This is a genomic window from Haloferax marisrubri (genome assembly GCF_001469875.2).
In the GTDB taxonomy this organism is placed as follows: Archaea; Halobacteriota; Halobacteria; order Halobacteriales; family Haloferacaceae; genus Haloferax; species Haloferax marisrubri.
Map to the genome: position 1 here is coordinate 228536 of NZ_LOPW02000001.1, position 21835 is coordinate 250370.

The window sequence follows — 21835 nt, forward strand, 5'->3', positions numbered from 1 at the left end:
TCGTTCGAGTCCAGTCAGCCCGCGTCCGCTACCGGACGCTGAGGACGTTCTCGAAATGTTCAAAGGGATATCTCAAGGAGACATACACAATGGTTTATGAAACCATCGCGTTCGCGCTGTTCGCCCTCATCACCGTGGGCTGCAGCCTGGGCGTCGTCCTCGTGCGGGACATCTGGCATTCCGCACTCCTGCTCGGGGGCGCGCTCTTGAGCGTCGCGGTGCATTACGTGATGTTGCAGGCGGAGTTCCTCGCCGCCATGCAAGTCCTCGTCTACGTCGGCGGGGTACTGATTCTCATCACGTTCGCCGTGATGCTGACGCGTATCAATCCGGAGGTGAGTAGTACATGACAACCAAACCGCAGCTGAAACTCGGTTCGCACCTCGTGCCCGGACTCGCTGCCGTCGCGCTGTTCGTCGTGATGGCGGTCGTGTTCGTCGGTGCGTCGTTCCCGAACCCACAGGGGTTCGCAGAGGGAGCAAACATCACCGCGAGCATCGGCTATTCGATGTTCAACCTCGACTTCGGGGACGTCACCGGGGAGAGCTTCCTCGTCGCGTTCATCGTCATCGCGGTAACGCTCGACGTCGCTCTTGACGGTGCCATCCACCTCGCGAGGCGCGAAGAGAGCGGTCAGATGCGGACCATCCTGACCGACGGCGGCCGCGAGCTCAAGCGAACGTTGCTCGACAGCGACGATGAGGAGGGAGACCACTGATGGTTCCCCCGCAATACTATCTGCTGCTGTCGGCAGCCGTGTTCTGTATCGGCATCTTCGGCCTCTTGACTCGACGGAACGCGCTGTTGTTCCTGATGTCGGTCGAACTGATGCTGAACGCCGCGAACATCAACCTCGTCGCGTTCTCCTACTACTGGGGCAACGTGACGGGCCAGACGTTCACCCTGTTCACGCTGGCGCTCGCGGCCGCGGAGGTCGCAGTGGGTCTCGGTATCATCCTCGTACTGTACCGTAACTTCGACGGCGTGGACGTGACCAACGCGACCACGATGAGGTGGTAATATATGGCAGGTATCTTAGATTTCGCTCCGGCCATCGTCCTCCTCCCGTTCCTCTCGTTCCTGATCGCGCTCGGGGCGGGACGGTACATGCCGAAGGGAGGCGCGCTGGCGGGTATCGGCGCGACGGCAGGCTCGTTCGTCCTGTCCATCGCGACGTTCTTCGCCGTCAGCGGCGGACAGACCTACAACCAAACGATTTACACGTGGGCGGAGGGCCTCGACGCCATCAACCTGACGTTCGGTCTACTCATCGACCCGCTTTCGTCGATGATGCTCGTCATCGTGACGCTCGTCGCGCTCCTCGTCCACGTCTTCAGCCTCGGATACATGAACGACGAGGGCGAGACGGGTCTCCCGCGCTACTACGCCGGGCTCGGCCTGTTCACCGCCTCCATGCTCGGGTTCGTCGTCGCCGACAACCTGCTCATGGCGTTCATGTTCTTCGAGCTGGTGGGCCTGTGTTCCTACCTGCTCATCGGCTTCCACTTCCGGCAGGACGGCCCGCCGAGTGCCGCGAAGAAGGCGTTCCTCGTCACCCGCTTCGGTGACTACTTCTTCCTCATCGGCGTCGTCGCGGTGTTCGCGACGTTCGGCTCCGCCGCCTTCGCCGGCCCGGACGCCTTCCCGGTCCTCGCCGAGGAGGCGCTCAACGGCGAACACTCGGTCAACACGTTCCTCGGTATGGGCGAACAGGCGTGGTTCACCGTCGTCGGCCTCCTCGTTCTCGGGGGCGTCGTCGGGAAGTCCGCGCAGTTCCCCCTGCACACGTGGCTCCCGGACGCGATGGAAGGTCCGACGCCCGTCTCCGCGCTCATCCACGCAGCGACGATGGTCGCGGCCGGCGTCTACCTCGTCGCTCGGATGTACGGGTTCTACGTGCTGACGCCGACGACGCTCGCCATCATCGCCCTCATCGGCGGCTTCACCGCCCTCTTTGCGGCGACGATGGGCGTCGTCAAGAAAGAGATCAAGCAGGTGCTCGCGTACTCGACCATCAGCCAGTACGGCTACATGATGCTCGGCCTCGGTGCCGGTGGCTACGTCGCGGCGACGTTCCACCTCATGACGCACGCCTTCTTCAAGGCGCTGCTCTTCCTCGGTGCCGGTTCGGTCATCATCGCGATGCACCACAACGAGAACATGTGGGACATGGGCGGTCTGAAAGACAAGATGCCCGTGACCTACTACGCGTTCCTCTCCGGGTCGCTCGCCCTCGCGGGCATCGTCCCGTTCGCAGGGTTCTGGTCGAAAGACGAGGTCCTCTACGAGACGCTCATTCACGGCCTCGGCGGAAGTCCGATTCTGCTCGCCGCGTACGCGATGGGCCTGCTCGCCGTGTTCTTCACGGGATTCTACACCTTCCGGATGGTGTTCCTCACCTTCCACGGCGAGCCACGGTCCGGAACGGCGCGTGACCCCCACGGCGTTCGCTGGAACGTCAAGGGTCCGCTCGCCGTCCTCGGCGTGCTCGCCGCGACGACCGGGCTCGTCAACATGGTCCCGGTCGAGAAGCTCTTCGGCATCGAGGGAATCGACTTCCTACACCAGTTCCTCGACGGGAGCTTCAGTTCGCTGAACGCGCACCACTACGCCGAACTCATCCCGTACAGTTCGGGCTACATCGGCGGCGAGGCCGGAACGGTTGCTATCGGTGCGGCCGTCTCGCTCGGCTTCGCGCTCGGCGGTGCCGCGCTCGCGCACGTGCTGTACAACGTCCCCGAGCCCGTCGAACACACGGACAAGCTCGGGAGCATCAAGACCGTACTGTACAACAACTACTACCAGGACGAGTACCAGGTCTGGATCGCGACCGGCGTCGTCCAGCCCATCTCGCGCGTCCTCGATAAGTTCGACCAGGGTATCGTCGACGGCGTCGTCAACGGTATCTCCAGCGTGAGCCTGTTCGCTGGCGGTCGCGTCAAGCGCATTCAGACCGGTGTGGTGAGCAACTACGCGGCGCTCCTCACGCTCGGTCTGACCGCGCTGCTTCTCGGTCTCGGCCTGCTCGGAGGTTGGTTCGCATGATAATCGAAGCGCTCATCGCAGTCACGTTCCTCGCCGCGCTGGTCACCTTCGTCCTGCCGGACCGGTACGCCGGCAAGGCGGCCTTCGCGCTGAGTCTGGCTCCTGTCATCGGGAGCCTCTACATGTGGCAACAGTACGACGCGAGCGGGAACGCCTTACTCGGCGGGAACATCGCGTTCGAGACAGACGTCGTCTGGCTGCAACTCGGCCAGTACGACCTCCACTGGATGGTCGGCGTCGACGGCATCAGCATGCCGCTCGTCGTCCTCACGACCATCCTCACCACGCTCGCTATCGTCAGCGCGTGGACGCCAATCGCGGAGCGTCAGTCCCAGTTCTTCGGCCTGATGCTCCTGATGGAGGCGAACCTGCTCGGCGTCTTCACGGCGCTCGACTTCTTCGTCTGGTTCGTCTTCTGGGAGGCCGTCCTCGTCCCGATGTACTTCCTCATCGGCGTCTGGGGCGGTCCCCGACGCAAGTACGCGGCGATTAAGTTCTTCGTCTACACGAACATCGCGTCGCTCGTGATGTTCATCGGGTTCATCTCGCTGGTGTTCGGCCTCGGCGACTCGATTACGTCGCTGCGGTTACCCGAGATTGCCCAAGCGTTGCAGGCCGGGCAGCTCGGAAGCTTCGCGGGACTGTCGGCCGGCGCGCTCGCGTCGGTCGCGTTCATCGCGATGTTCTTCGGGTTCGCGGTCAAGGTCCCGGTCGCCCCGCTTCACACGTGGCTGCCGGACGCACACGTTGAGGCTCCCACACCGGTGTCGGTTATGCTGGCGGGGGTCCTCCTGAAGATGGGTACGTACGCCCTGCTCCGGTTCAACTTCACGATGCTGCCGGAGACGGCGCGCGCCTTCGCGCTGCCCATCGCCCTGCTCGCCGTCGCGAGCGTCATCTACGGCGCGCTCCTCGCGCTGGCACAGCAGGACCTCAAGCGCATCGTCGCGTACTCCTCCGTCTCGTCGATGGGGTACGTCATCCTCGGTCTCATCGCCTACACCACCTACGGCGTCGGCGGTGCGACCTTCCAGATGGTCGCCCACGGCCTCATCTCCGGTCTGATGTTCATGGCCGTCGGCGTCATCTACAACACGACCCACACGCGCATGGTGTCGGACATGTCCGGCATCGCCGACCGGATGCCCGTCACGGCGGGCATCTTCGTCGCCGGCGCGTTCGGCTACATGGGCCTGCCGCTCATGGCCGGCTTCGCCGCGGAGTTCTTCATCTTCAAGGGCGCGTTCGAGTCCACGGTGATGGAGGCCATGCCGCTGTTCACCGGCGCCGCGATGTTCGGTATCGTCATCGTCGCCGGTTACCTGCTGTTCGCGATGCAGCGGACGCTGTTCGGACCCTTCCGGTTCGACGGCGACTACGATGTCACGGAAGCGCCGTTCCACGACGTCGCACCCCTCGCGGTGCTGCTGCTTCTCACCATCGTGCTCGGTGTCTCTCCGGACATCTTCTTCACGATGATTCAGGACGCGGTTAATCCGATTCTCGAACTGGGAGGTGCGTTCTAGATGACGCCCCTCCAGACGCTCCCCGAGTGGGCGGCGACGGCTCCCGCCATCGTGCTCGCGCTGACGGGACTCGCGCTGCTGCTCATCGACACCATCGACCCGGACTCCACGAACAACGGCCTGCTGGCCGGCACGGCGACGCTCGGCGCGCTCGCCGCCGGCGGCATCGCCGCTTGGTTCCTCATCGGTGGAACCGGCATGGAGTCCACCGGCGGCGCGATTTCGCTGTACGGCGACGCGCTCGTCGTCGACGGGATGAGCCTGTTCTTCACGCTCATCTTCACCAGCGTCACCGCGATGGTGACCGTCGCCTCCTACGACTACCTCGCGGACGAGGAGTACCAGGGTGAGTTCTACTCGCTCGTCATATTCGCCGCGACTGGTATGACGCTCATGGGGATGTCGAACTCGCTGGCGACCGTCTTCGTCAGCCTCGAACTCGCGTCCCTGCCGTCGTACGCGCTCGTCGCGTTCCTCAAGAAGGACCGCGGCAGCATCGAGGCGGGCCTGAAGTACTTCCTCATCGGCGCGCTGTCGTCGGCGGTGTTCGCGTTCGGTATCAGCCTCGTGTTCGCCGTCACCGGCTCGCTGGTGCTCCCGGAAGTCGCCGCGACGCTCGCTGAGGGCACCGAACTCGTCGGCGTCCTCGGTCTCGGCGTGCTGATGATCGCCGGCGGCTTCGCGTTCAAGACCGCCTCCGTCCCGTTCCACTTCTGGGCGCCGGAGGCCTACGAGGGCGCGCCCGCACCCGTGAGCGCGTTCCTCTCGTCGGCGTCGAAGGCGGCCGGTTTCGCCGTCGCCTTCCGCGTCTTCACCGTCGCGTTCCCCCTCGAGACCGTCACCGCAATCGGCGGCGGGAGCGTCGACTGGTCGCTTCTGTTCGCGCTGCTCGCCGTCGTCACGATGACGCTCGGTAACTTCGCGGCGGCGACCCAAGAGAACGTCAAGCGCATGCTGGCGTACTCCTCTATCGGACACGCCGGCTACGCGCTCATCGGTCTCGCGGCCATCACCGTCGACGGTGGTGCCGCGAACGGCGACGTGCTCGGCGCGAGCATGGCCCACCTGCTCGTCTACGGCTTCATGAACACGGGCGCGTTCCTGTTCATCGCCATGGTCGAAAAGTGGGGCCTCGGCCGCACGTTCGAGGACTACAACGGCATCGCGTCGAAGGCGCCCATCGCCGCGACGGCGATGACCGTCTTCATGTTCTCGCTCGCTGGCCTGCCGCCGTTCGGCGGCTTCGTCTCGAAGTACGCGCTGTTCTACTCGGCCATCGAGTCCGGCTTCTGGTGGCTCGCCGCGGTCGGCGCGGTCAACAGCGCGCTGTCGCTGTTCTACTACAGCCGCGTCGTGAAGGCGATGTGGATCGAGGAGCCGTCGAAGCCCCTCGAAATCGGCAGCCAGCCGGTCGGTCTCTACGTGGCGGTCATCTTCGCCGCGGTCGGGACGGTCCTGCTCCTGCCCGGCTTCCAACCCGTCATCGAGACGGCCCAGACCGTCGCCGCGGCGCTCTTCTGAGCGTCTCGGCGATTCGGTTCGATTCGGTTTCTTTTATTCCCGCAGTAACTCACCGAGCGCCGACGCCAACTCCTCGGACCGCCTGAGCGTCAGGCCGTCGGTGGTGACGAACACGCCCTTGTCGTCGGCCGTCACCCGCGTCAGGTAGCCGTGGTCGAACGCGCGGACTGTGTACCGGTAGTTCCCGAGTTCGGAGCCGCGATAGGCGGTCCGCGCCTGAAACCCGTCGGTCTCGTGTTCGACGAATCCGGTGAGGTCTGCGTCGGCTTCGAGGTCGCTTCGGAGATATATCTGGTCGCACCGGTCGTGCGTGAAGTACGTCACGCTCCTGAGATCGTCGCCGACGACGGTTCGACAGGTTCGGACGAACGACTCGGCTCGCGACTCGGGGAGCAGTTGCGTCTCGAGTTCCATCGTATGTGTGTCATGTGGTGGCATGACATAATATCATCGCCGGATGGGAGGACGGTAGGGTTTTGCGGCCGGAGTCCGACCCTCCGTGTATGGTACGCCGCCTGGTTCTCGGTTGCGGGTCGCTCGGCGGGGGCCTCGTCGGGCAACTCGCCGACCGCGGCGGGACGGTGACGGTCGTCACGGACCGCAAGGGCCGCGCCGACGACCTCCGCTCGGACGGCATCACCGCGAGAGAGGGCGACCCGGCCGACCCGTCGAACTACCCCGACGCGGCCGACCTCGTCGTCGTCGGCGGGCAGTCTTCGGCTTCGAACCTCGACGCGGCGCGGGCGGCCCACGACCGGTTCCCGGACGCGCCGCTCGTCGTCTACCTCGGCGGCGACGCCGACCCGTCGGTCCGCGCCGATATCGACGCGTTGGCCGACGAGGTCATCGACCCGCGTCGAATCATCACGGACCGGATCCTCGACGCCGTCGGCACGTCGCACACGGAGCGGCTGAACCGACTGATGCGGGTCCTCCGAAACCTCGACGGTAGGCTCGCGGTCGTGATGCACGACAACCCGGACCCCGACGCCATCGCCGCGGCGCTGGCGTTGCAGGCCATCGCCGAGCGGGCGGGCGTCGACGCCGACGTGTGTTACTTCGGAGATATCTCTCATCAGGAGAACCGCGCGCTCGTGAACCTCCTCGATTTGGACCTCCGCGTCCTCGACGAGGTGCCCGCGGACGACGAGTACGACGGCTTCGCGCTCGTCGACCACTCCCGGCCGGGCGTCAACGACCGCCTGCCGCCGGAGACGACCATCGACATCGTCATCGACCACCACCCGCCGCGCGCGCCGGTCGAGGCGGCGTACGTGGACCTCAGACGCGGCGTCGGCGCGACGAGCACGCTCCTCGCGGAGTACCTCGAACGGCTCGGTATCGTCCCCGACACGACGGTGGCGACGGCCCTGTTGTTCGGGATTCAAGTCGACACCAACGACTTCACGCGGGAGGTCTCGACCGCCGACTTCGAGGCCGCCGCCTTCCTCATCCCCCACGTGGACGTGGACCTGCTCGAACGGGTCGAGACGCCGAGTCTGACCTCCAAGACGATGGAGACGCTCGCCCGCGCCATCTCGAACCGCGACGTGCGTGGGAACATCCTCACGACGAACGTCGGCGACATCCGCGAGCGGGACGCCCTCGCGCAGGCCGCCGACCACCTCCTCGGGATGGAGGGCGTCGAGGTGACCGTCGTCTACGGACTGATGGACGGGACGGTCTACGTCTCCGGGCGCGCCCGCGGGGCGAAAATCGACCTCGGCGAGACGTTCCGCGACGCTCTCGGCTCTATCGGGAGCGCCGGCGGCCACGCGGACATGGCGGGCGCACAGATTCCGCTGGGCATCCTCGACGACGTGAGCGACGACTCCCGGGAGTCGCTTGCGACCATCGTCACGGACATCGTCGCCGGGCGGATGTTCGAGACGCTGGAGCACGCGACGCCGACGCCGAGTCTGGATACCGACGTGGCCTTCGAGTACCCGCTCGATGAATGAACGCCCACACGTTTTTGCCGACGGTGGCCCTATGACGTGGGAGATGAGTACTAAAGCGACCGTCAAGGAGTACATGACGCGCGAGGTCCAGACCGTCTCTCCGACCGACACGGTCGCGGACGTCGCCCAACGAATCGCCGAGAGCGACGGCCACAACGGGTTTCCCGTCTGTGACGGTCGCAAGGCGGAGGGGTTCGTCACGGCCCGCGACATCCTCCTCGCGGACGACGACGCCCCCATCGAGACGGTGATGGCGACGGACCTCGTCGTCGCCCACCCCGAGATGGACGTGAACGACGCCGCCCGCGTCATCCTCCGGTCGGGCATCCAGAAGCTCCCGGTCGTCGACGACGCGGGCAACCTCGTCGGCATCATCTCGAACACCGATGTCATCCGGAGCCAAATCGAGCGCGCGACCCCCGAGAAGGTGGGCAAACTCATGCGGACGCTCGAACAGATTCACGGTATCACGGTCCACCAAGAGCGCCGGACCGTTGCGCTTTCGAACCTCATTCCCACGCAGGCCCGCGTCTACGCCGACGAACTCGACGGTCGCCGGTACGAACTCGAACGCGGCCTCGCGGAGCCGCTCGTCGTCATCGACAACAACGGGACGCTCCTCCTCGCCGACGGTCACCACCGCGTCCTCGCGGCCGACCGAATCGGCATCGAGGAGATGGACGCCTACGTCATCGTCATCGACGACCCCGTCGAACTCGGGATGCAGCGGACCGCGGAAAAAGAGGGGCTCAAGTCCATCTCGGACATCGATATCGTCGATTACGCCCGACACCCGCTGGTCGAGACGACGCGCCGACTCCAGTAACTCGGCTTTCTCACTCGGCGACGTCGTACTCGGCTTTCCACGCGTCGACGGCCTCGCGGGCCGCCGCTTCCGACTCGAACCGCTCGCCCTCGTAGCCGCGGCCCTCGGCGGACTGATAGAGTCGGTCGACTCTGACGTGCCACGCGTTCGGCCCGTGTCGGAGCCGAATGGTCGCGTGACCGTCGCTTCGCTCCCACTCCACGATGCGGTCGTCCCGACGGACTTCCGTCCAGCTCATACCGGGGGATGGCGGCGGAGCCCGAAGTGTCTACCCATCCACCGGCGTCGAGGCGTCGGCCGTCGCCGCGGCCGCCGGGCGCGTCTCCGCGCCGCACCCGGGGCAGACCGCGTACCCGAGGCGGTCGTAGGGGACCTCCGGCGACGGGCGCTCCAGCCCACACTCCTCGCACGTGAAGTACGAGACCCATTCGAAGGACATACTGACACTCAGGATTGTCAACGTATTAATTAATCACCGCTTACCGCCCGGGACGGGGGGTATCGGTGCGGTTATTCGACTCCCCACCAACGGGGAGACGATGACAGTCGAGAACCCGCGTCGGGCGCTCGGGGTGGTCTTTTTCATCGTCTTCGTCGACCTCCTCGGCTTCGGTATCCTCATCCCGGTGATTCCGCTGTACGCCCTCTCGTTCGGGGCGACGGAGTTCGTCGGGAGCCTCCTCATCGCCTCCTACTCGGCGATGCAGTTCCTCGCCGCGCCCTTCCTCGGTCGCCTCTCGGACTCCCGCGGTCGGCGGCCCGTGCTCCTCCTGTCGCTCACGGGGAGCGTTCTGGCGTGGCTCCTGTTCGGCGTCGCCGGGTCGCTCGCGGTGCTTTTCGCCGCCCGAATGCTCGCGGGCGCGATGGGCGGCAACATCGCCACCGCACAGGCTTACATCGCCGACATCACCGCGGCGGACGACCGGGCGAAGGGGCTCGGCCTCCTCGGGGCCGCGTTCGGCCTCGGCTTCGTGTTCGGCCCCGCGCTCGGCGGCTTCTTCGCCAGCGAACCGGTCGTCGCGGCCGCGCGGGACCTCCTGCCCGCGGTCGTCCCCGTCTCCGAGTTCTCGCTTCCGAGCTTCGCCGCCGCGCTCATCACCGGGACGAACCTCGTCGTCGCGTTCTTCGTCCTCCCCGAGTCGCGGCCGCCAGAGGCGCGCGGGACGCCGACAGAGGACCGCGAATCCCGCGTCCAACAGCTCCTGTCCGCGCTCCGGTCGCCCGGACTGGGCACGCTCGTCGCCTCCTTCTTCCTCGTCTCCTTTGCGTTCTCGGCGCTCGAAAGCCAGTTCATCTTCCTCACCAACGACCAGTACGGCTACGGCGCGACCGAGAACGCCATCATCCTCACCTACGTCGGCGTCGTTCTCGCGGTCGTTCAGGGCGGCCTCGTCGGCCCGCTCACCGACCGCTTCGGCGAGTACCGGCTCGCGGTCGGCGGCGCGGCGATTCAGGTGCTCACGCTCGCGGCCGTCCCCTTTTCGCCCCAACTGGGCGCGTTCGTCCCCGACCTTGGAGCGCTCTTGCCGGTCGGTCCCGTCCTCCCGGCGGGCGTGCTCGCGCTGCTCGTCGTGATGACGCCGCTGTCGTTCGGTAACGCCCTCACGAACGTCTCGTTGAACACGCTCGTCTCCCGCTCGGCGACGGACGACGAGCAGGGCGGCGCGTTCGGCCTCACCCAGAGCGCCGGGAGCCTCGCCCGAACGTTCGGCCCGGCGCTGGCCGGCGGGCTCTACACCGGTATCGCGTTCTGGGCACCGTTCGTCGTCGGCGGCGTGCTGATGATTCCGATTCTCGTCCTCCTCGGGCGGCTGGACCGCGAGGCGGTCACGTCGGCGACGGCGTGAAAAAAGACGCGAGACGGCGAAAACGAGTCGTCGAACCTTACGCGGGGGTTGGGCCTTCCGGGGCCGACGAGTCGTCGTCGGACCGGAACTGCGAGACGAGGTCGAGCGAGTCGTCGGCGCTTCCGAGCAAGAACAGCGAGTAGTACCGGAAGTACGTCACGACGGGCATCTGGACGAGCGCGCCGACCGCGATGGCCGCGAGGACGAACAGCAGTCCGAGCGCGCCGAAGACGACCAGCCCGACCGCCGAGCCCAGCGCGACGTTGGCGGCGTTGAGCGCGAGGAACGCCGCGCCGCCGACGATGGCGAAGGGGACGGCGACGACGAGCAGGGCGAGGAGGGCCGCGATGCCGATACCGATGCTCGCGAGGATGCCGAGGACGAACCGGACGATGACGTACAGCCCGAACTCGGAGAACTCGGCGCGGAACACCGGCACGACCCGCCCCCACGACGACAGCAGGGTGCGGTCTTCGGCTATCATCGTCGGGACGACGAAGTCCGTCGTCAACTGCATGACGACCGCGAGCACGAACGCCAGCAAGATGGCGAGCAGTACGAGCGGGATGGCGAGGAGGGCCGCCGCGGGCGTGACCGCGACGGAACCGAGGAGCACCGCCGCGACCGGGACCACGATGACCGCGAGGACGGCGACGGCCAGCCCCACTTGGAACGCGAACAGCCTGACGCCGAGCCAGAATCGCTCGCGGAACGGCTTGCGGATGCGCACGTCCTTCGTGACGACGGCGTCAACGAGGACGAACTGCATCACGGAGCCGACGAACGACCAGACGATGGCGAGGACGACGGCGACCGCCGCGAGCGCGACGACGGCGGCGAAGACGTTTTCGGGCGTCACGAACCCGGGCAGCGAATCGACCGGGATGTCGGTCGAGCCGCCTCCGGTGGGGGCGGTGGTTCCGGTGTTGCTTCCGGCACCGCCGCTCCCGCCGAGGCCGCCGACGAAGAGGGCGATGAGTGCGAGGCGCGCCCATCGGCCCGCGTCGAACGGGAGGAGGAGCGACGCCGTGGCGTCACGGGCGTCGTCGAGGGCGTCGATTGCTTTCCAACTCATGAGTGACAATGCGACGCCTCGCGAGATAAAGGTGTTCGAGAGCTAAGGTGTCACGTCGCTCGGCGACTCTCTCGGGGGCTGAGAGTCGTCTCGACGGGGTCGCTACTCGGAGACGGCGGCCAGCGGGTCGAGATAGCCGGCCCCGTAGTACGCCTTGTCGGACCCCTCGGGGACGGTCGCGGTGCGCCCGAGTTTCGACGCGACCTGATTCGCGTTCAGGCCCGGTTCGACCGACCGGACGAGCGCGACGGCGGCGGCCACCTGCGGCGCGGCCATCGAGGTTCCGGCCTTCCAGTCGTAGCCGTGCGTCGAACCGACGTAGTTCCCGTCGTCGTCGTAGGCGGGCGTCGAGGCGGTGTTGTAGACGAGGTCGTAGAACCATGTGTCGGGATGCGTCTCCTGCGCGGAGAGGAGGGCGTCGCCGCCCGGCGCGGCCACGCCGACGGCGTTGGTCCCGTAGTTCGTGTAGAACGCCGGGGTCTTCGGTCCCTCCTCGGCGTCGCCCGCGTCGAAGGCGATTCCCTTCGGGCCGGTCGCGCTGACGCTGAGCGCCTGTGCCCCCTCGTTGGGGAGGCTAATGAGGCCGCCGTCGTGCTGGAGGTCGGCGCTGTCGTTGCCGGCGGCGACGACGACGACGGTCCTCGAGCGGTTGGCGTGGGTCAGCGTCTTGTTCAGCACTTTGCCGTAGAACTTCCCTTCGCCCTGTCGCGGGACCGGGTAGGAACCGAGGCTGAGATTCGCGGCGTCGCAACCGACTTCGGCGCTGTAGACGACGGCCGCGAGGATGTCGGCGAACGAAGCGAGCGAGTTCGGCGAGAACACGCGGCAGTCCACGAGTTCGGCACCCGGCGCGGAGCCGACGACGCCCGTCTCGTTTCCGTCGTTCGCGGCGACGATGCCCGCGACGTGGGTGCCGTGGTCGCCGCCGGCGGGGACGCCCGCGCCGAAGCCGTCGCCGGTGAAGTTCCGCGACAGCGACGTGTTGACCGCGTGTTCGAGGTCCGGGTGGTCGGCGGCGACGCCGGTGTCGATGACGGCGACGCGCGCGCCCTCGCCGCGGGTCACGTCGTGGACCGCGGGAATCCGCTGGCTCTGTTTGTCCCACTGCGCGTCGTAGCCGGGTTCGTCGACCGCGTCCGCCGGGGCCACGTCGCCGACCGCCGGCCCGTCGAGTTCTATCTCCACGTCGGGCGCGTAGGCCGCGTTCAGCGCGGAAACGGCCGACTCGTCTCCCTCGACGACGGCCACACCCGCCGGCGAGAGGTCGTAGACGACCTCCACGTCGGCGCTCGCCGCCGCCGACGCGTCGTTGCCACCGAGGTCGACGATGAACCGGTCGGTCCGCTCGGCCGCGACGACAGTCGATCCGGCGGCGACGCCGCCGAGGAGGGAGCCACTCAGCTTCAGGAACGTCCGCCTGTGTTGCTGACGCATACCGCACACCGCGACCGTCGAAAACATAGTTGTTACGGCACATTTTCGAGTTTAAAATAATTCCTCGAAAAACCACAACGTCGTACCGGAGCCGACACGCTCAGGGGGGTCGGGTTCGAACGCTCGGCTCACATGGTAGGTGTCGAAACCGCGCTTCGGCTCGGTGGCGGCCTCGTGCTGTTGTTCGCGAACGCGTTCTTCGTCGTCTCGGAGTTCGCGATGACGCGCGTCCCGCAGTTCGACGAGTCCGCCTTCGAGGGGTCTCGCGGCCTCGAACTCGCGTGGGAGATGACCGAGCGGCTTGAGGTGTACCTCTCGGGCTGTCAGGTCGGGATTACCATCGCCAGCGTCGGCCTCGGCGTCGTCGCCGAACCGGCCGTCGCGGCCACCTTCAACGCGGTCCTCGGCGGCGGCGGGGCGGCGGGTTCTCACACGTCGCTGTCGGTCGGTCTGGCGCTCGTCGTCATCAACCTCTCGCACGTCGTCCTCGGCGAGCAGGTGCCGACGTACCTCGGCGTCGAGCGCTCTCGCACGGTGGCGAAGTACACCGCGCCCGTGCTGTACGGCTGGACGAAGCTCATGTACCCGGTCATCGTCGTCGCCGACTGGCTGGCGAAACGCCTGCTGTCGCTCGTCGGCGTCGAGATAACCCGGTCGTGGCAGGAAGCCGAAATCGACGACGAGGAGGGAGGCGACGGCTCCGCGGGCGAGGGCACCCGCCTCAGCCGTGGCGAGGTCCGAAGCCAGATGGGTGACATCCTCGCGCAGGGCTCGCTCCCCGAGGACCGCCGCGAGGAGGTCCTGAACGCGCTTCGAATCGGCGAGTTGCCCGTCCGCGACGTGATGGTCCCCGCGGACCACGTCGTCGCGCTCTCGGTCGACGCGAGCACCGACGAGAGCCTCGAACGAATTCGGGCGAACCCCCAGCACTCGCGGTTCCCGCTCGTCGGCGACTCGCTGGACGACGTTCGAGGCGTGGTCTACGCGCCGACGGTCCTCTCGAACATCGACCGCCTCCAGTCGGGCGACCGCCGCCTCGACGACATCGCCGTGCCCCCGCTTTCGGTCCCGTCGGACCTCCCCGTGAGCGACCTCATCGACCGCCTCCAAGCGGAGAATCAGGAACTCGCCATGGTCCGCGACCCCGAAAGCGGCTCCGTGGTCGGCCTCGTGACCGCCTCCGACGCCTTCGAGTCAATCACCGGCCAACTCTACGACCCGCTCGACCTCGGGGCGTAGGACGCCCGTGGGGGTGACCCGACACGCGCTCGCGGACCGCCCACGCTTTTCTCCCGCCGCCCGTATCGACTCGCATGACGCCCTTCGAACGACGGACCCGCGCCTGTCAGGAGCGACTGGCCGACGCGGACGCCGACGCGACCGTGTTGTTCCCCAGCCGAAACCTGCTGTACCTCTCCGGCTTCGACGAGGAACCCGCAGAGCGCCACCTGCTGTTTTTCGTCCCCCGCGAGGGCGCGCCGGTGTTCCTCGTCCCCGACCTCTACGAGACGCAGGTCCGCGCGGAGTCGTGGGTCGCGGACGTGCGCACGTGGAGCGACGACGACGACCCGCGGGACGCCCTCGACGGCGTGGTCTCCGACCTCGACCTCGCCGGCGGGCGCGTCCTCGTCGACGACACGATGTGGGCCCGGTTCTCGCAGGACCTCCGGGCGGCGCTCCCCGACGCCGACTTCGGCCTCGCGAGCGAGGTCGTCGCCCCGCTCCGCGCGCAGAAGGACGACGCCGAGCTCGACGCGCTCCGCCGCGCCGGGGCGACCGTCGACCGCGCGGTCGAGCGCGTCCGCGACATGGGCGCGGACGCCGTCGGCATGACCGAAAACGAACTCGCCGCGGAAATCGAGCGCCTCCTCGCCGACGAGGGCGGCGAGGGGATTCCCTTCGGCCCGCTCGTCGGGTCCGGCCCGAACGGCGCGATGCCCCACCACAGCCACGGCGACCGCGTCATCGAGTCGGGCGACCCGGTCGTCCTCGACTTCGGCACGGTCGTCGACCACTACCCGAGCGACCAGACGCGGACCGTCGTCTTCGCCGGCGAACCCCCCGCGGAGTTCGCCGAGGTCCACGGCGTCGTGCAGGCCGCCCGGACCGCCGCCGTCGAGACCGTCGAACCGGGTGTCACCGCCGGCGACGTCGACCGCGCGGCCCGTGAGGTCATCGAGGAGGCGGGCTACGGCGACCGCTTCATCCACCGAACCGGCCACGGCGTCGGCCTCGACGTGCACGAAGAGCCCTACATCGTCGCCGGGAACGACCGCGAACTCGAGGTCGGGAACGTCTTCAGCGTCGAACCGGGCGTCTACCTCCCCGACGAGTTCGGCGTCCGAATCGAGGACCTCGTCGTCGTCACCGACGACGGCGCGGAACTCCTGAACGACACCGACCGCGGCTGGCGCTGCTGACCGGGAACTGGTACCTCGCTGACCGACGTTGCGGGCGTCTAGTCTCTCGATAGCCGCGAGCGCGACGAAGCCGAGGTCTGAGTCAGAAGTCTGAAAAAAGCAACGCAGTCGGTGGTGCCGACGCGTCGGTCGTTACTCGTCGTCGTCGGCCGCACCGCCGTCACCGGACGGCTTGATGTTCCCGATGATGGCGTCGATGTCGGCGTGTTCGTACAGCAGGTCGCGCATCCGGTTGACCGTGCGCTCGTCGCGGGTGCGCCCCGTGCTGACGATGTCCTCGGCGCGGTCGGTCACCGAGAGGGTGTCGCCGTTGACGAGGAGCACCGGAACGCCCTTCTCTTCGGCCTTGCCGATGACGGCCCCGACGGGTCGGTGGCCGCCGGTGAGGATGATACACTTGACGCCGGGGGCTTCGAGCGCGGCGCGCTGGATGTTCGCGCGGTCGCCGCCGGTGATGACCGCGGCGTTCTTCGTGCGCCGGAAGTAGCGGAGCGCCGCGTCGCCGCCCATCGCGCCGACGAGGAAGCGCTCGACGAAGGCGTCGGTCGGCGCGTCGGTCGCGAAGTCCGCGCCGAGTTCGTTCGCGAGTTCCTCGACGGTGACGCCCGCGAGGTCCTTCTCGGTCGGGACGACGCCGAGGACGGGGACGCCGCGGGCTTCGAGGAACGGCGCGACCTCGGTTTCGAGTTCGTCGTAGGAGGCGTCGCTCACGCGGTTGAACACGACGCCGGCGAGGCGGTCGGGGCCGATGTCTTCGACCGCCGCGACCACGTCGTCGAGGTCGCTCGGGTGCTGGTAGTCGGCGACGAGGACGACCTCGGCGTCGAGGAGGTTCGCCACGTCGCCGTCGGTGAGGTCCACGATGCCGCCGGTGCGGTAGGAGCCGCCGCCTTCGACGAGCATCAGGTCCTTGCCGGCCGAGATGTCCTCGAAGTGGTGGGAGATGACCTCCGAAAGCTCCTCGGCGTTCTCCTTGCCGCGGACCGCGCCCTGGATGAACGTCGGGGAGTAGACGACGGGTTCGAGCTGGTGCATCTCGGCGTCGATGTCGAGCAGTTCGCGGGCGAGCATCGGGTCCTCGTCGAGGGTCTTGCCGGTGCTGGACTGCAGGCGGGTGCCCTTGGGCTTCATGTAGCCCACGTCCAGTCCGCGCTCCTTGGCGAGGACGCCGAGTGCGAGCGTGATTGCGGTCTTCCCGGTGCTTTCTCCGGTCGAGGTGACGAGTACCGTGTTCATTGTTGAATGGTAGGGTGGTGAAGTGTTTAAAGTTCGTCCGGGTCCACGGTGAGTCGAACGTCGACGGCCTTCACGCCGTCCGGCAGCGCGACGAGCGGGTTGATGTCGAGTTCGAGGATGGCCGGGAAGTCGGTGACGAGTTGGGAGAGCCGCTGGATGGTCTCCGTGATGCCGCCGATGTCCACCGGGTCGTTACCGCGGGCGCCGCGGAGCATCGGTGCGGCGTCGATTTCCTTCGTCATGTCCTCGGCTTCCACCTCGGAGACGGGCGCGACGCGGAACGTCGTGTCCTCGAGGATTTCCACGAAGATGCCGCCGAGACCGAACATCATGAGCGGGCCGAACTGCGGGTCGCGGTTCATGCCGACGATGGTCTCGACGCCGTCGTCGAGGTTCACCATCTCCTGAACCTGCACGCCGAGGATGTTGGCGTCGGGCTGGTAGTTCTTCGCGCGGGTGATGAGGTCCTCGTAGGCGTCGTAGACGTCCTCGTTTTCGACGCCGACCTTGACGCCGCCGATGTCGGACTTGTGGAGGATGTCCGGGCTGACGATTTTCATCACGACGTTGCCGTCGATGTTCTCCGCGACTTCGAGCGCGTCGGCGGGGTCGTCGACGATGTCTCCCGTTGGCGTCTCGATGCCGTAGGCGTCGAGCAGTTCCATCGCCTCGACGCCGAGGCGGGTCTCGTCGCGGTCCTTGACCGTTTCGAGGATTTCGCGGGCGCGCTCGCGGTCCACGTCGAATTCGGTGGGGGCGTCGTACTCGCGCTGGCGGATGTCGGCGTACTTCGAGAGCGCTTCGAGGCCGTCGACGGCGCGCGAGGGGTCGAAGTAGTTCGGGATGCCGGCGTCCTTCATCACGTCGGAGGCGGCGTCGACGCGCTCGCCGCCCATGAAACAGGCGGCGACGGGCTTGTCGTACTTCTGTTGGAGTTCGACGGTGTCGGCGGCGAGCTGGTTGTAGTCGAGGACGGCCGTCGGGCAGGTCAAGACGAGCGCCATGCCGACGTTGTCGTCGGCGAGCGCCACGTCGAGGGCCTCCTTGAACCGGTCGTTGTCGGCGTCGCCGACGATGTCGACCGGGTTGTAGATGTTCCCCTCGGCGGGGAGCGACTCGGAGAAGGCTTCGAGCGTCTCGTCGGTGAAGTCGGCCATCTGCAGTTCCGACTCGCCGATGGCGTCGGTCGTCATGACGCCGGGGCCGCCGGCGTTCGTGATGACGGCCACGTCCTTGTTCTCGGGGAGCGGCTGGTCGCCCAGCACGCGGGCGGTGTCGAACAGGTGCTGGACGGAGTCCGCGCGGATGACGCCCGCCTGTTCGAGGCCGGCCTCGTAGGCCGCGTCGGAGCCGGCGATGGTGCCGGTGTGCGAGGAGGCGGCCTGCGCGCCGGCGTCGGTCTTCCCGGACTTGACGAGGACGATGGGCGTGTCCTTCGTCACGTCGCGGGCGGAGTCGATGAACTCGCGGCCCGCCGAGATGCCTTCGAGGTAGCCGATGATGACCTCTGTGTCGGGGTCGTCGTTCCACGCCTCGATGAAGTCGGCCTCGTCGAGGACGGCCTTGTTACCCAGCGAGACGATGTCCTTGAAGCCGATGTCCTCGTCGTTGGCCCAGTCGATGACGGCCGTGATGAACGCGCCCGACTGGCTCATGAAGGACATGTTGCCGTCGAGGGCCATGTCGGGGCCGAACGTCGCGTTCATGCCGACGTCCGTGTTCATGATGCCCAGACTGTTCGGGCCGACGACGTTGAGGTCGTACTCCTCGGCGATGTCGCGGAGTTCCTGCTCGCGGGCGGCACCTTCGCTGCCCGTCTCGCCGAAGCCGGCGGTGATGACGACCACGTTCTGGATACCCGCTTCCCCGGCGGACTTCATCGCCGGCAGGACGACCTTCGGGGGAACGACGATGACCGCGAGGTCGGCGTTCGTCTCGCCGACGTCGCCGTAGCACTGCAGGCCGAACAGTTCGTCGTACTTGGGGTTGACCGGAACGACCTCACCGTCGAACTCGTCGATGAGGTTGTCCATGATTGCCCGCCCGATTGCTCCTTCGCGCTCGGTCGCACCGACCACCGCGATTCGGTTCGGCGCGAACAATTCGGATAGCTCTCCCATTACCTGTTGCTTCCCGTCATTGACTGATAAACTCGGTGGTGTGGGCGGTCTCACGGCCTTTGGTGGCACGCTACAGTAGCGCAATTAATCGGTATGGTTCGTGATTTATACCACAGAATTGGGCCGAATACGCTCGTCAAGTGGGGGGGCATCGCCGCCGGCCCGTGGCGGCCAAACACATAATGACATCCCCCGAAAACGATGGGGTATGTCGACCCCCTCCGACGACGTGCCTCTCCACCGGACCGCCGGCGCGAAAGTCGCCGTCGCGGTCTTCCTCGCGCTGACGCTCGTCTACGCGCTCTTCGTCGCCCAGCAGATTCTCGCGTGGGTGTTTCTGCTCGTCGTCGCCGTCGTCCTCTGGTACGCCGCCAGACTCGTCGTCGCCATGGAAGAAATTGCGACACAGCTCGGCCGTCTCGCCGACGAGCGAGCCGATTCCACCGACCGCGGCGACGAATCAAGCAGGGATTAAACCGCGGCCGACGCGACCGAACCGAAGACCGTCTCGCTCGCCGGACGGTCGAACCGACCGTTGGGCCATCGCCCCGTCAGTCGGCGCATCGTCCGTTTTCGCCGAGTATCGGAGAAATCGGAGGGTTCCGATTACGAGATGATTTTATTCACGGTTCTACTATTCTTAACTAACTGTCGGGCGCGCGATGTTCCACCCGCAACAATGTACCCGTTACAAGTCACGTTGACCGAGTCCATCGCGGAGTTGACTAACGCCGTGCTCGCGTTCGTCCCGCGGCTCGTGGGCGCGCTCTTAATCCTCATCGTCGGCTGGTTCATCGGCAGTATCGCCGCCCGACTCATCACGCGAGTCGCCGACCGCATCGAGGTCGATAAGGCCGTGCTGGCGACGCCGGTCGGGAAGATTCTCGGCGGGACCGAAAAGGCGGTATCGAGCGCGTTCGGGACGCTCGGCAAGTGGTTCGTCTACGCCATCGCCGTCCTCGCGGCCGCCGACGTGCTCGCGGTCGACCTGTTCTCCGAATGGGTCTCGACCGCGGCGTCGTACGCGCCGTCGTTCGTGGCCGGGCTGCTCGTCATCGTCCTCGGGTTCGTCGTCGCCGACTTCATCGGTGACGCCATCACCCGGACCCGCGCGGCGACCGAGACGCCGTACACGAGCATCTTCGCGGTCGGCACCCGGATGTTCCTCTACTTCACCGCCGTCGTCATCGGTCTGAGCACGATGGGCATCGACGTGGCCATCCTGTTCACCATCGCGCAGGCGTTCGCGTGGGGCATCGCCGCGGCCCTCGCCATCGGCGTCGGCGGCGCGGTGGCCTTCGGCGCGCGCGACTACGTCTCGGCCAACGTCGAGCGCTGGATGGGGTCGGCTCGCTCCGTCGCGGCAACCCCCGTCTCGCCCATGGGTGGCGACAGCGACTCGCCCGAGGGCGCGTCGCCGGCAGACGACTAGGCACGCTCCGCCCGGTGCATCCAGTACGCCCGGTACGAGCGCGCCACGGAACCGACACCTTTCTTCGCCGACTACCGCCGCTGAGCCGCCGCTCGCATCGACATATATCAGAATATCTATTATATGTCTGAATCGGAGTTTTTGGCCAGTCTAAACCATCTGAAGCTCTCTAACCGACATTCGAGTTTTTAGGCCAGCCAAAAATATCTGGAATATGATAATACTTATCGGCACCGGGTGGCTACGTTCGGTATGGACCAGTTTGCTGCTCTCACGTTCGTCTTTCTCGCCGGGCTCGTCACGGCCATCGCCACCGGTCTCGGCGCGATTCCGTTCTTCTTCGTCTCGGACGTGAGCGACCGCTGGAACGTGGCGCTGTGGGGCATCGCCTCGGGCATCATGGTGTCGGCGTCGCTGTTCGGCCTCGTCTTCGAGGGGCTCGCAAACGGGACGCCGCTCCAACTCGGTATCGGGATGCTCGCGGGCGTCGCGCTCGTCCTCGTCGCCCACCGCGTCATCGAGGGCGCGGACGTCAACCCCAAGCAGTACGAGGAGGCCGACTTCCGCAAACTGCTTTTGATTCTCGGCATCCTCACCGTCCACAGCTTCCCCGAGGGCGTCGCCGTCGGCGTCTCGTTCGCCGACCTCGGCCTCGACGGCGGCTTCCAACTGTTCGGTTTCGTCGTCCCGCTGCTGGCGGTGTTCATGACGATTGCCATCTCGATTCACAACGTCCCCGAGGGGCTGGCCATCTCCATCCCGCTTCGGTCGATGAACGTCTCGAACTGGAAGCTCGTCTGGTGGGCCATCTTCTCCAGTCTGCCCCAGCCCATCGGCGCGGTCATCGCCTTCTACTTCGTCCGCATCGCCCGGGAGTTCCTCCCGTTCGGCTTCGGCTTCGCCGCGGGCGCGATGGTGTTTCTCGTCCTCACGGAGTTCATCCCCGAGGCGCTCGAACTCGGCGAACGCCTCCCGCGCGGCGGGCGGGTCGAACTGCTCGCCGGACTCGTCGCCGGGTTCACCATCATGGTCCCGCTGGCGTTTATCTGAGCGCACCCGCCGAAATACATATCGTTCTGCGGGTTGTCAGAACAGCCGTGATGACCGGATTCGAACGGCGTTTCCCCGCGCTCGTTGTGATGTCGGGGCCGAGTGAACCGCCGCGCGTCCCGGTGAGCGAACGATGTCCGTGCTGACGCGGGTTCTCTCCGAGTTAGGGCTCCTCTGGGCGCTCGTCACGCTCGGCGGAGTTCTCGGGATTCTCTGCTCGTGGCAACTCACGCGAGGGACGATATCTAGTCCGTACTTCATGCCCGTGGCGCTGGGCATCGTGCTCGTCGTCGTCGTGGCTGGGCTCTCCCTCGACAGGCGCGGCTACCTGTCGTAATCCGA

22 protein-coding genes are annotated in these 21835 nt (G+C 66.8%); 15 read left to right on the forward strand and 7 right to left on the reverse strand.

What is annotated here, in order from left to right; translation table 11 throughout:
• The first annotated feature begins 89 nt into the window (after window positions 1-89).
• The 6 genes from AUR65_RS01145 to AUR65_RS01170 are packed head-to-tail and all read left to right on the forward strand — an operon-like array spanning window position 90 to window position 6092.
• The gene (locus AUR65_RS01145; protein WP_004971032.1) at window positions 90-350 is read left to right on the forward strand and encodes an NADH-quinone oxidoreductase subunit J; all 261 of its coding nucleotides are present in this window, start codon (window positions 90-92) and stop codon (window positions 348-350) included.
• Window positions 347-718 carry an NADH-quinone oxidoreductase subunit J family protein gene (locus AUR65_RS01150; protein ID WP_058566657.1) on the forward strand — a complete coding sequence of 124 codons (372 nt, stop codon included), beginning with the start codon at window positions 347-349 and terminating at the stop codon, window positions 716-718. Before AUR65_RS01145 ends, AUR65_RS01150 begins: the two co-directional genes overlap by 4 nt.
• Window positions 718-1020: an NADH-quinone oxidoreductase subunit NuoK gene (gene nuoK / locus AUR65_RS01155; RefSeq protein WP_058566658.1), complete on the forward strand. Its 303-nt coding sequence runs from the start codon at window positions 718-720 to the stop codon at window positions 1018-1020. Before AUR65_RS01150 ends, nuoK begins: the two co-directional genes overlap by 1 nt.
• Before the next feature lie 3 nt (window positions 1021-1023).
• Entirely contained in the window at window positions 1024-3045 is a 2022-nt protein-coding gene (nuoL, locus tag AUR65_RS01160; RefSeq protein ID WP_058566659.1) for an NADH-quinone oxidoreductase subunit L, read from the forward strand.
• On the forward strand, window positions 3042-4571 hold the full coding sequence (locus AUR65_RS01165) for a complex I subunit 4 family protein (RefSeq protein WP_058566660.1): 1530 nt from the start codon (window positions 3042-3044) through the stop codon (window positions 4569-4571). Before nuoL ends, AUR65_RS01165 begins: the two co-directional genes overlap by 4 nt.
• Window positions 4572-6092, forward strand: coding sequence for an NADH-quinone oxidoreductase subunit N (locus AUR65_RS01170; RefSeq protein WP_058566661.1), 1521 nt, complete (start codon window positions 4572-4574; stop codon window positions 6090-6092). It begins immediately after the preceding gene.
• Window positions 6093-6125: 33 nt separating this feature from the next.
• Here the strand turns inward: AUR65_RS01170 and AUR65_RS01175 are convergent, their stop codons facing one another.
• Window positions 6126-6506 carry a DUF7522 family protein gene (locus AUR65_RS01175; protein ID WP_008092512.1) on the reverse strand — a complete coding sequence of 127 codons (381 nt, stop codon included), beginning with the start codon at window positions 6504-6506 and terminating at the stop codon, window positions 6126-6128.
• Between the two features lie 89 nt (window positions 6507-6595).
• Here AUR65_RS01175 and AUR65_RS01180 point away from each other — a divergent pair, with 89 nt between their 5' ends.
• A complete protein-coding gene (locus AUR65_RS01180) occupies window positions 6596-8053 on the forward strand; it encodes a DHH family phosphoesterase (RefSeq protein WP_058566662.1) in 1458 nt (485 codons plus the stop codon).
• A 43-nt stretch (window positions 8054-8096) separates the two neighbouring features.
• Window positions 8097-8879: a CBS domain-containing protein gene (locus tag AUR65_RS01185; RefSeq protein ID WP_058566663.1), complete on the forward strand. Its 783-nt coding sequence runs from the start codon at window positions 8097-8099 to the stop codon at window positions 8877-8879.
• 10 nt (window positions 8880-8889) lie between these two features.
• Here the strand turns inward: AUR65_RS01185 and AUR65_RS01190 are convergent, their stop codons facing one another.
• Together AUR65_RS01190 and AUR65_RS19815 are read right to left on the reverse strand one after the other, a co-directional pair.
• On the reverse strand, window positions 8890-9117 hold the full coding sequence (locus tag AUR65_RS01190) for a DUF7543 family protein (protein ID WP_058566664.1): 228 nt from the start codon (window positions 9115-9117) through the stop codon (window positions 8890-8892).
• 30 nt (window positions 9118-9147) lie between these two features.
• Window positions 9148-9318, reverse strand: a complete 171-nt coding sequence (locus AUR65_RS19815; RefSeq protein WP_199180544.1) for a hypothetical protein — start codon at window positions 9316-9318, stop codon at window positions 9148-9150.
• A gap of 100 nt (window positions 9319-9418) precedes the next feature.
• Between AUR65_RS19815 and AUR65_RS01195 the strand changes: the two genes are divergently transcribed.
• Window positions 9419-10726, forward strand: coding sequence for an MFS transporter (locus tag AUR65_RS01195; protein ID WP_058566665.1), 1308 nt, complete (start codon window positions 9419-9421; stop codon window positions 10724-10726).
• Window positions 10727-10763: 37 nt separating this feature from the next.
• Here AUR65_RS01195 and AUR65_RS01200 read toward each other — a convergent pair whose 3' ends face one another.
• Window positions 10764-11801, reverse strand: a complete 1038-nt coding sequence (locus tag AUR65_RS01200; protein WP_058566666.1) for a DUF7544 domain-containing protein — start codon at window positions 11799-11801, stop codon at window positions 10764-10766.
• Between the two features lie 102 nt (window positions 11802-11903).
• The gene (locus tag AUR65_RS01205; RefSeq protein WP_058566703.1) at window positions 11904-13235 is read right to left on the reverse strand and encodes a S8 family peptidase; all 1332 of its coding nucleotides are present in this window, start codon (window positions 13233-13235) and stop codon (window positions 11904-11906) included.
• A gap of 132 nt (window positions 13236-13367) precedes the next feature.
• Between AUR65_RS01205 and AUR65_RS01210 the strand changes: the two genes are divergently transcribed.
• Both AUR65_RS01210 and AUR65_RS01215 read left to right on the forward strand, forming a co-directional pair.
• Entirely contained in the window at window positions 13368-14474 is a 1107-nt protein-coding gene (locus AUR65_RS01210) for a hemolysin family protein (RefSeq protein ID WP_058566667.1), read from the forward strand.
• 74 nt (window positions 14475-14548) lie between these two features.
• Window positions 14549-15655, forward strand: coding sequence for a M24 family metallopeptidase (locus AUR65_RS01215; RefSeq protein ID WP_058566668.1), 1107 nt, complete (start codon window positions 14549-14551; stop codon window positions 15653-15655).
• A gap of 132 nt (window positions 15656-15787) precedes the next feature.
• On the opposite strand, the gene AUR65_RS01220 is transcribed toward AUR65_RS01215, so the two are convergent.
• Window positions 15788-16891, reverse strand: coding sequence for a phosphotransacetylase family protein (locus AUR65_RS01220; RefSeq protein WP_058566669.1), 1104 nt, complete (start codon window positions 16889-16891; stop codon window positions 15788-15790).
• A 26-nt stretch (window positions 16892-16917) separates the two neighbouring features.
• Window positions 16918-19011 (reverse strand): acetate--CoA ligase family protein, encoded by a 2094-nt coding sequence (locus AUR65_RS01225; RefSeq protein ID WP_058566670.1) that lies wholly within the window; start codon window positions 19009-19011, stop codon window positions 16918-16920.
• A gap of 208 nt (window positions 19012-19219) precedes the next feature.
• Between AUR65_RS01225 and AUR65_RS01230 the strand changes: the two genes are divergently transcribed.
• The 4 genes from AUR65_RS01230 (at window position 19220) to AUR65_RS01245 (ending at window position 21830) form a co-directional block, all read left to right on the forward strand.
• On the forward strand, window positions 19220-19486 hold the full coding sequence (locus AUR65_RS01230) for a hypothetical protein (RefSeq protein ID WP_058566671.1): 267 nt from the start codon (window positions 19220-19222) through the stop codon (window positions 19484-19486).
• A 204-nt stretch (window positions 19487-19690) separates the two neighbouring features.
• Window positions 19691-20443: a mechanosensitive ion channel family protein gene (locus tag AUR65_RS01235; RefSeq protein WP_058566672.1), complete on the forward strand. Its 753-nt coding sequence runs from the start codon at window positions 19691-19693 to the stop codon at window positions 20441-20443.
• Between the two features lie 252 nt (window positions 20444-20695).
• The gene (locus tag AUR65_RS01240) at window positions 20696-21493 is read left to right on the forward strand and encodes a ZIP family metal transporter (RefSeq protein WP_058566673.1); all 798 of its coding nucleotides are present in this window, start codon (window positions 20696-20698) and stop codon (window positions 21491-21493) included.
• A gap of 133 nt (window positions 21494-21626) precedes the next feature.
• Window positions 21627-21830 (forward strand): hypothetical protein, encoded by a 204-nt coding sequence (locus AUR65_RS01245; protein WP_103429248.1) that lies wholly within the window; start codon window positions 21627-21629, stop codon window positions 21828-21830.
• The last annotated feature ends 5 nt before the right edge of the window (window positions 21831-21835 follow it).

Coding starts and splice junctions, on each gene's coding strand:
- AUR65_RS01165 (WP_058566660.1), top strand. CDS start 3,042: ATGATAATCGAAGCGCTCATCGCAGTCACGTTCCTCGCCGCGCTGGTC.
- AUR65_RS01220 (WP_058566669.1), bottom strand. CDS start 16,891: ATGAACACGGTACTCGTCACCTCGACCGGAGAAAGCACCGGGAAGACC.
- AUR65_RS01200 (WP_058566666.1), bottom strand. CDS start 11,801: ATGAGTTGGAAAGCAATCGACGCCCTCGACGACGCCCGTGACGCCACG.
- AUR65_RS01215 (WP_058566668.1), top strand. CDS start 14,549: ATGACGCCCTTCGAACGACGGACCCGCGCCTGTCAGGAGCGACTGGCC.
- AUR65_RS01235 (WP_058566672.1), top strand. CDS start 19,691: ATGTACCCGTTACAAGTCACGTTGACCGAGTCCATCGCGGAGTTGACT.
- nuoL (WP_058566659.1), top strand. CDS start 1,024: ATGGCAGGTATCTTAGATTTCGCTCCGGCCATCGTCCTCCTCCCGTTC.
- AUR65_RS01245 (WP_103429248.1), top strand. CDS start 21,627: ATGTCCGTGCTGACGCGGGTTCTCTCCGAGTTAGGGCTCCTCTGGGCG.
- AUR65_RS19815 (WP_199180544.1), bottom strand. CDS start 9,318: ATGTCCTTCGAATGGGTCTCGTACTTCACGTGCGAGGAGTGTGGGCTG.
- AUR65_RS01230 (WP_058566671.1), top strand. CDS start 19,220: ATGTCGACCCCCTCCGACGACGTGCCTCTCCACCGGACCGCCGGCGCG.
- AUR65_RS01150 (WP_058566657.1), top strand. CDS start 347: ATGACAACCAAACCGCAGCTGAAACTCGGTTCGCACCTCGTGCCCGGA.
- AUR65_RS01240 (WP_058566673.1), top strand. CDS start 20,696: ATGGACCAGTTTGCTGCTCTCACGTTCGTCTTTCTCGCCGGGCTCGTC.
- AUR65_RS01205 (WP_058566703.1), bottom strand. CDS start 13,235: ATGCGTCAGCAACACAGGCGGACGTTCCTGAAGCTGAGTGGCTCCCTC.
- AUR65_RS01175 (WP_008092512.1), bottom strand. CDS start 6,506: ATGGAACTCGAGACGCAACTGCTCCCCGAGTCGCGAGCCGAGTCGTTC.
- nuoK (WP_058566658.1), top strand. CDS start 718: ATGGTTCCCCCGCAATACTATCTGCTGCTGTCGGCAGCCGTGTTCTGT.
- AUR65_RS01225 (WP_058566670.1), bottom strand. CDS start 19,011: ATGGGAGAGCTATCCGAATTGTTCGCGCCGAACCGAATCGCGGTGGTC.
- AUR65_RS01180 (WP_058566662.1), top strand. CDS start 6,596: ATGGTACGCCGCCTGGTTCTCGGTTGCGGGTCGCTCGGCGGGGGCCTC.
- AUR65_RS01190 (WP_058566664.1), bottom strand. CDS start 9,117: ATGAGCTGGACGGAAGTCCGTCGGGACGACCGCATCGTGGAGTGGGAG.
- AUR65_RS01145 (WP_004971032.1), top strand. CDS start 90: ATGGTTTATGAAACCATCGCGTTCGCGCTGTTCGCCCTCATCACCGTG.
- AUR65_RS01195 (WP_058566665.1), top strand. CDS start 9,419: ATGACAGTCGAGAACCCGCGTCGGGCGCTCGGGGTGGTCTTTTTCATC.
- AUR65_RS01185 (WP_058566663.1), top strand. CDS start 8,097: ATGAGTACTAAAGCGACCGTCAAGGAGTACATGACGCGCGAGGTCCAG.
- AUR65_RS01170 (WP_058566661.1), top strand. CDS start 4,572: ATGACGCCCCTCCAGACGCTCCCCGAGTGGGCGGCGACGGCTCCCGCC.
- AUR65_RS01210 (WP_058566667.1), top strand. CDS start 13,368: ATGGTAGGTGTCGAAACCGCGCTTCGGCTCGGTGGCGGCCTCGTGCTG.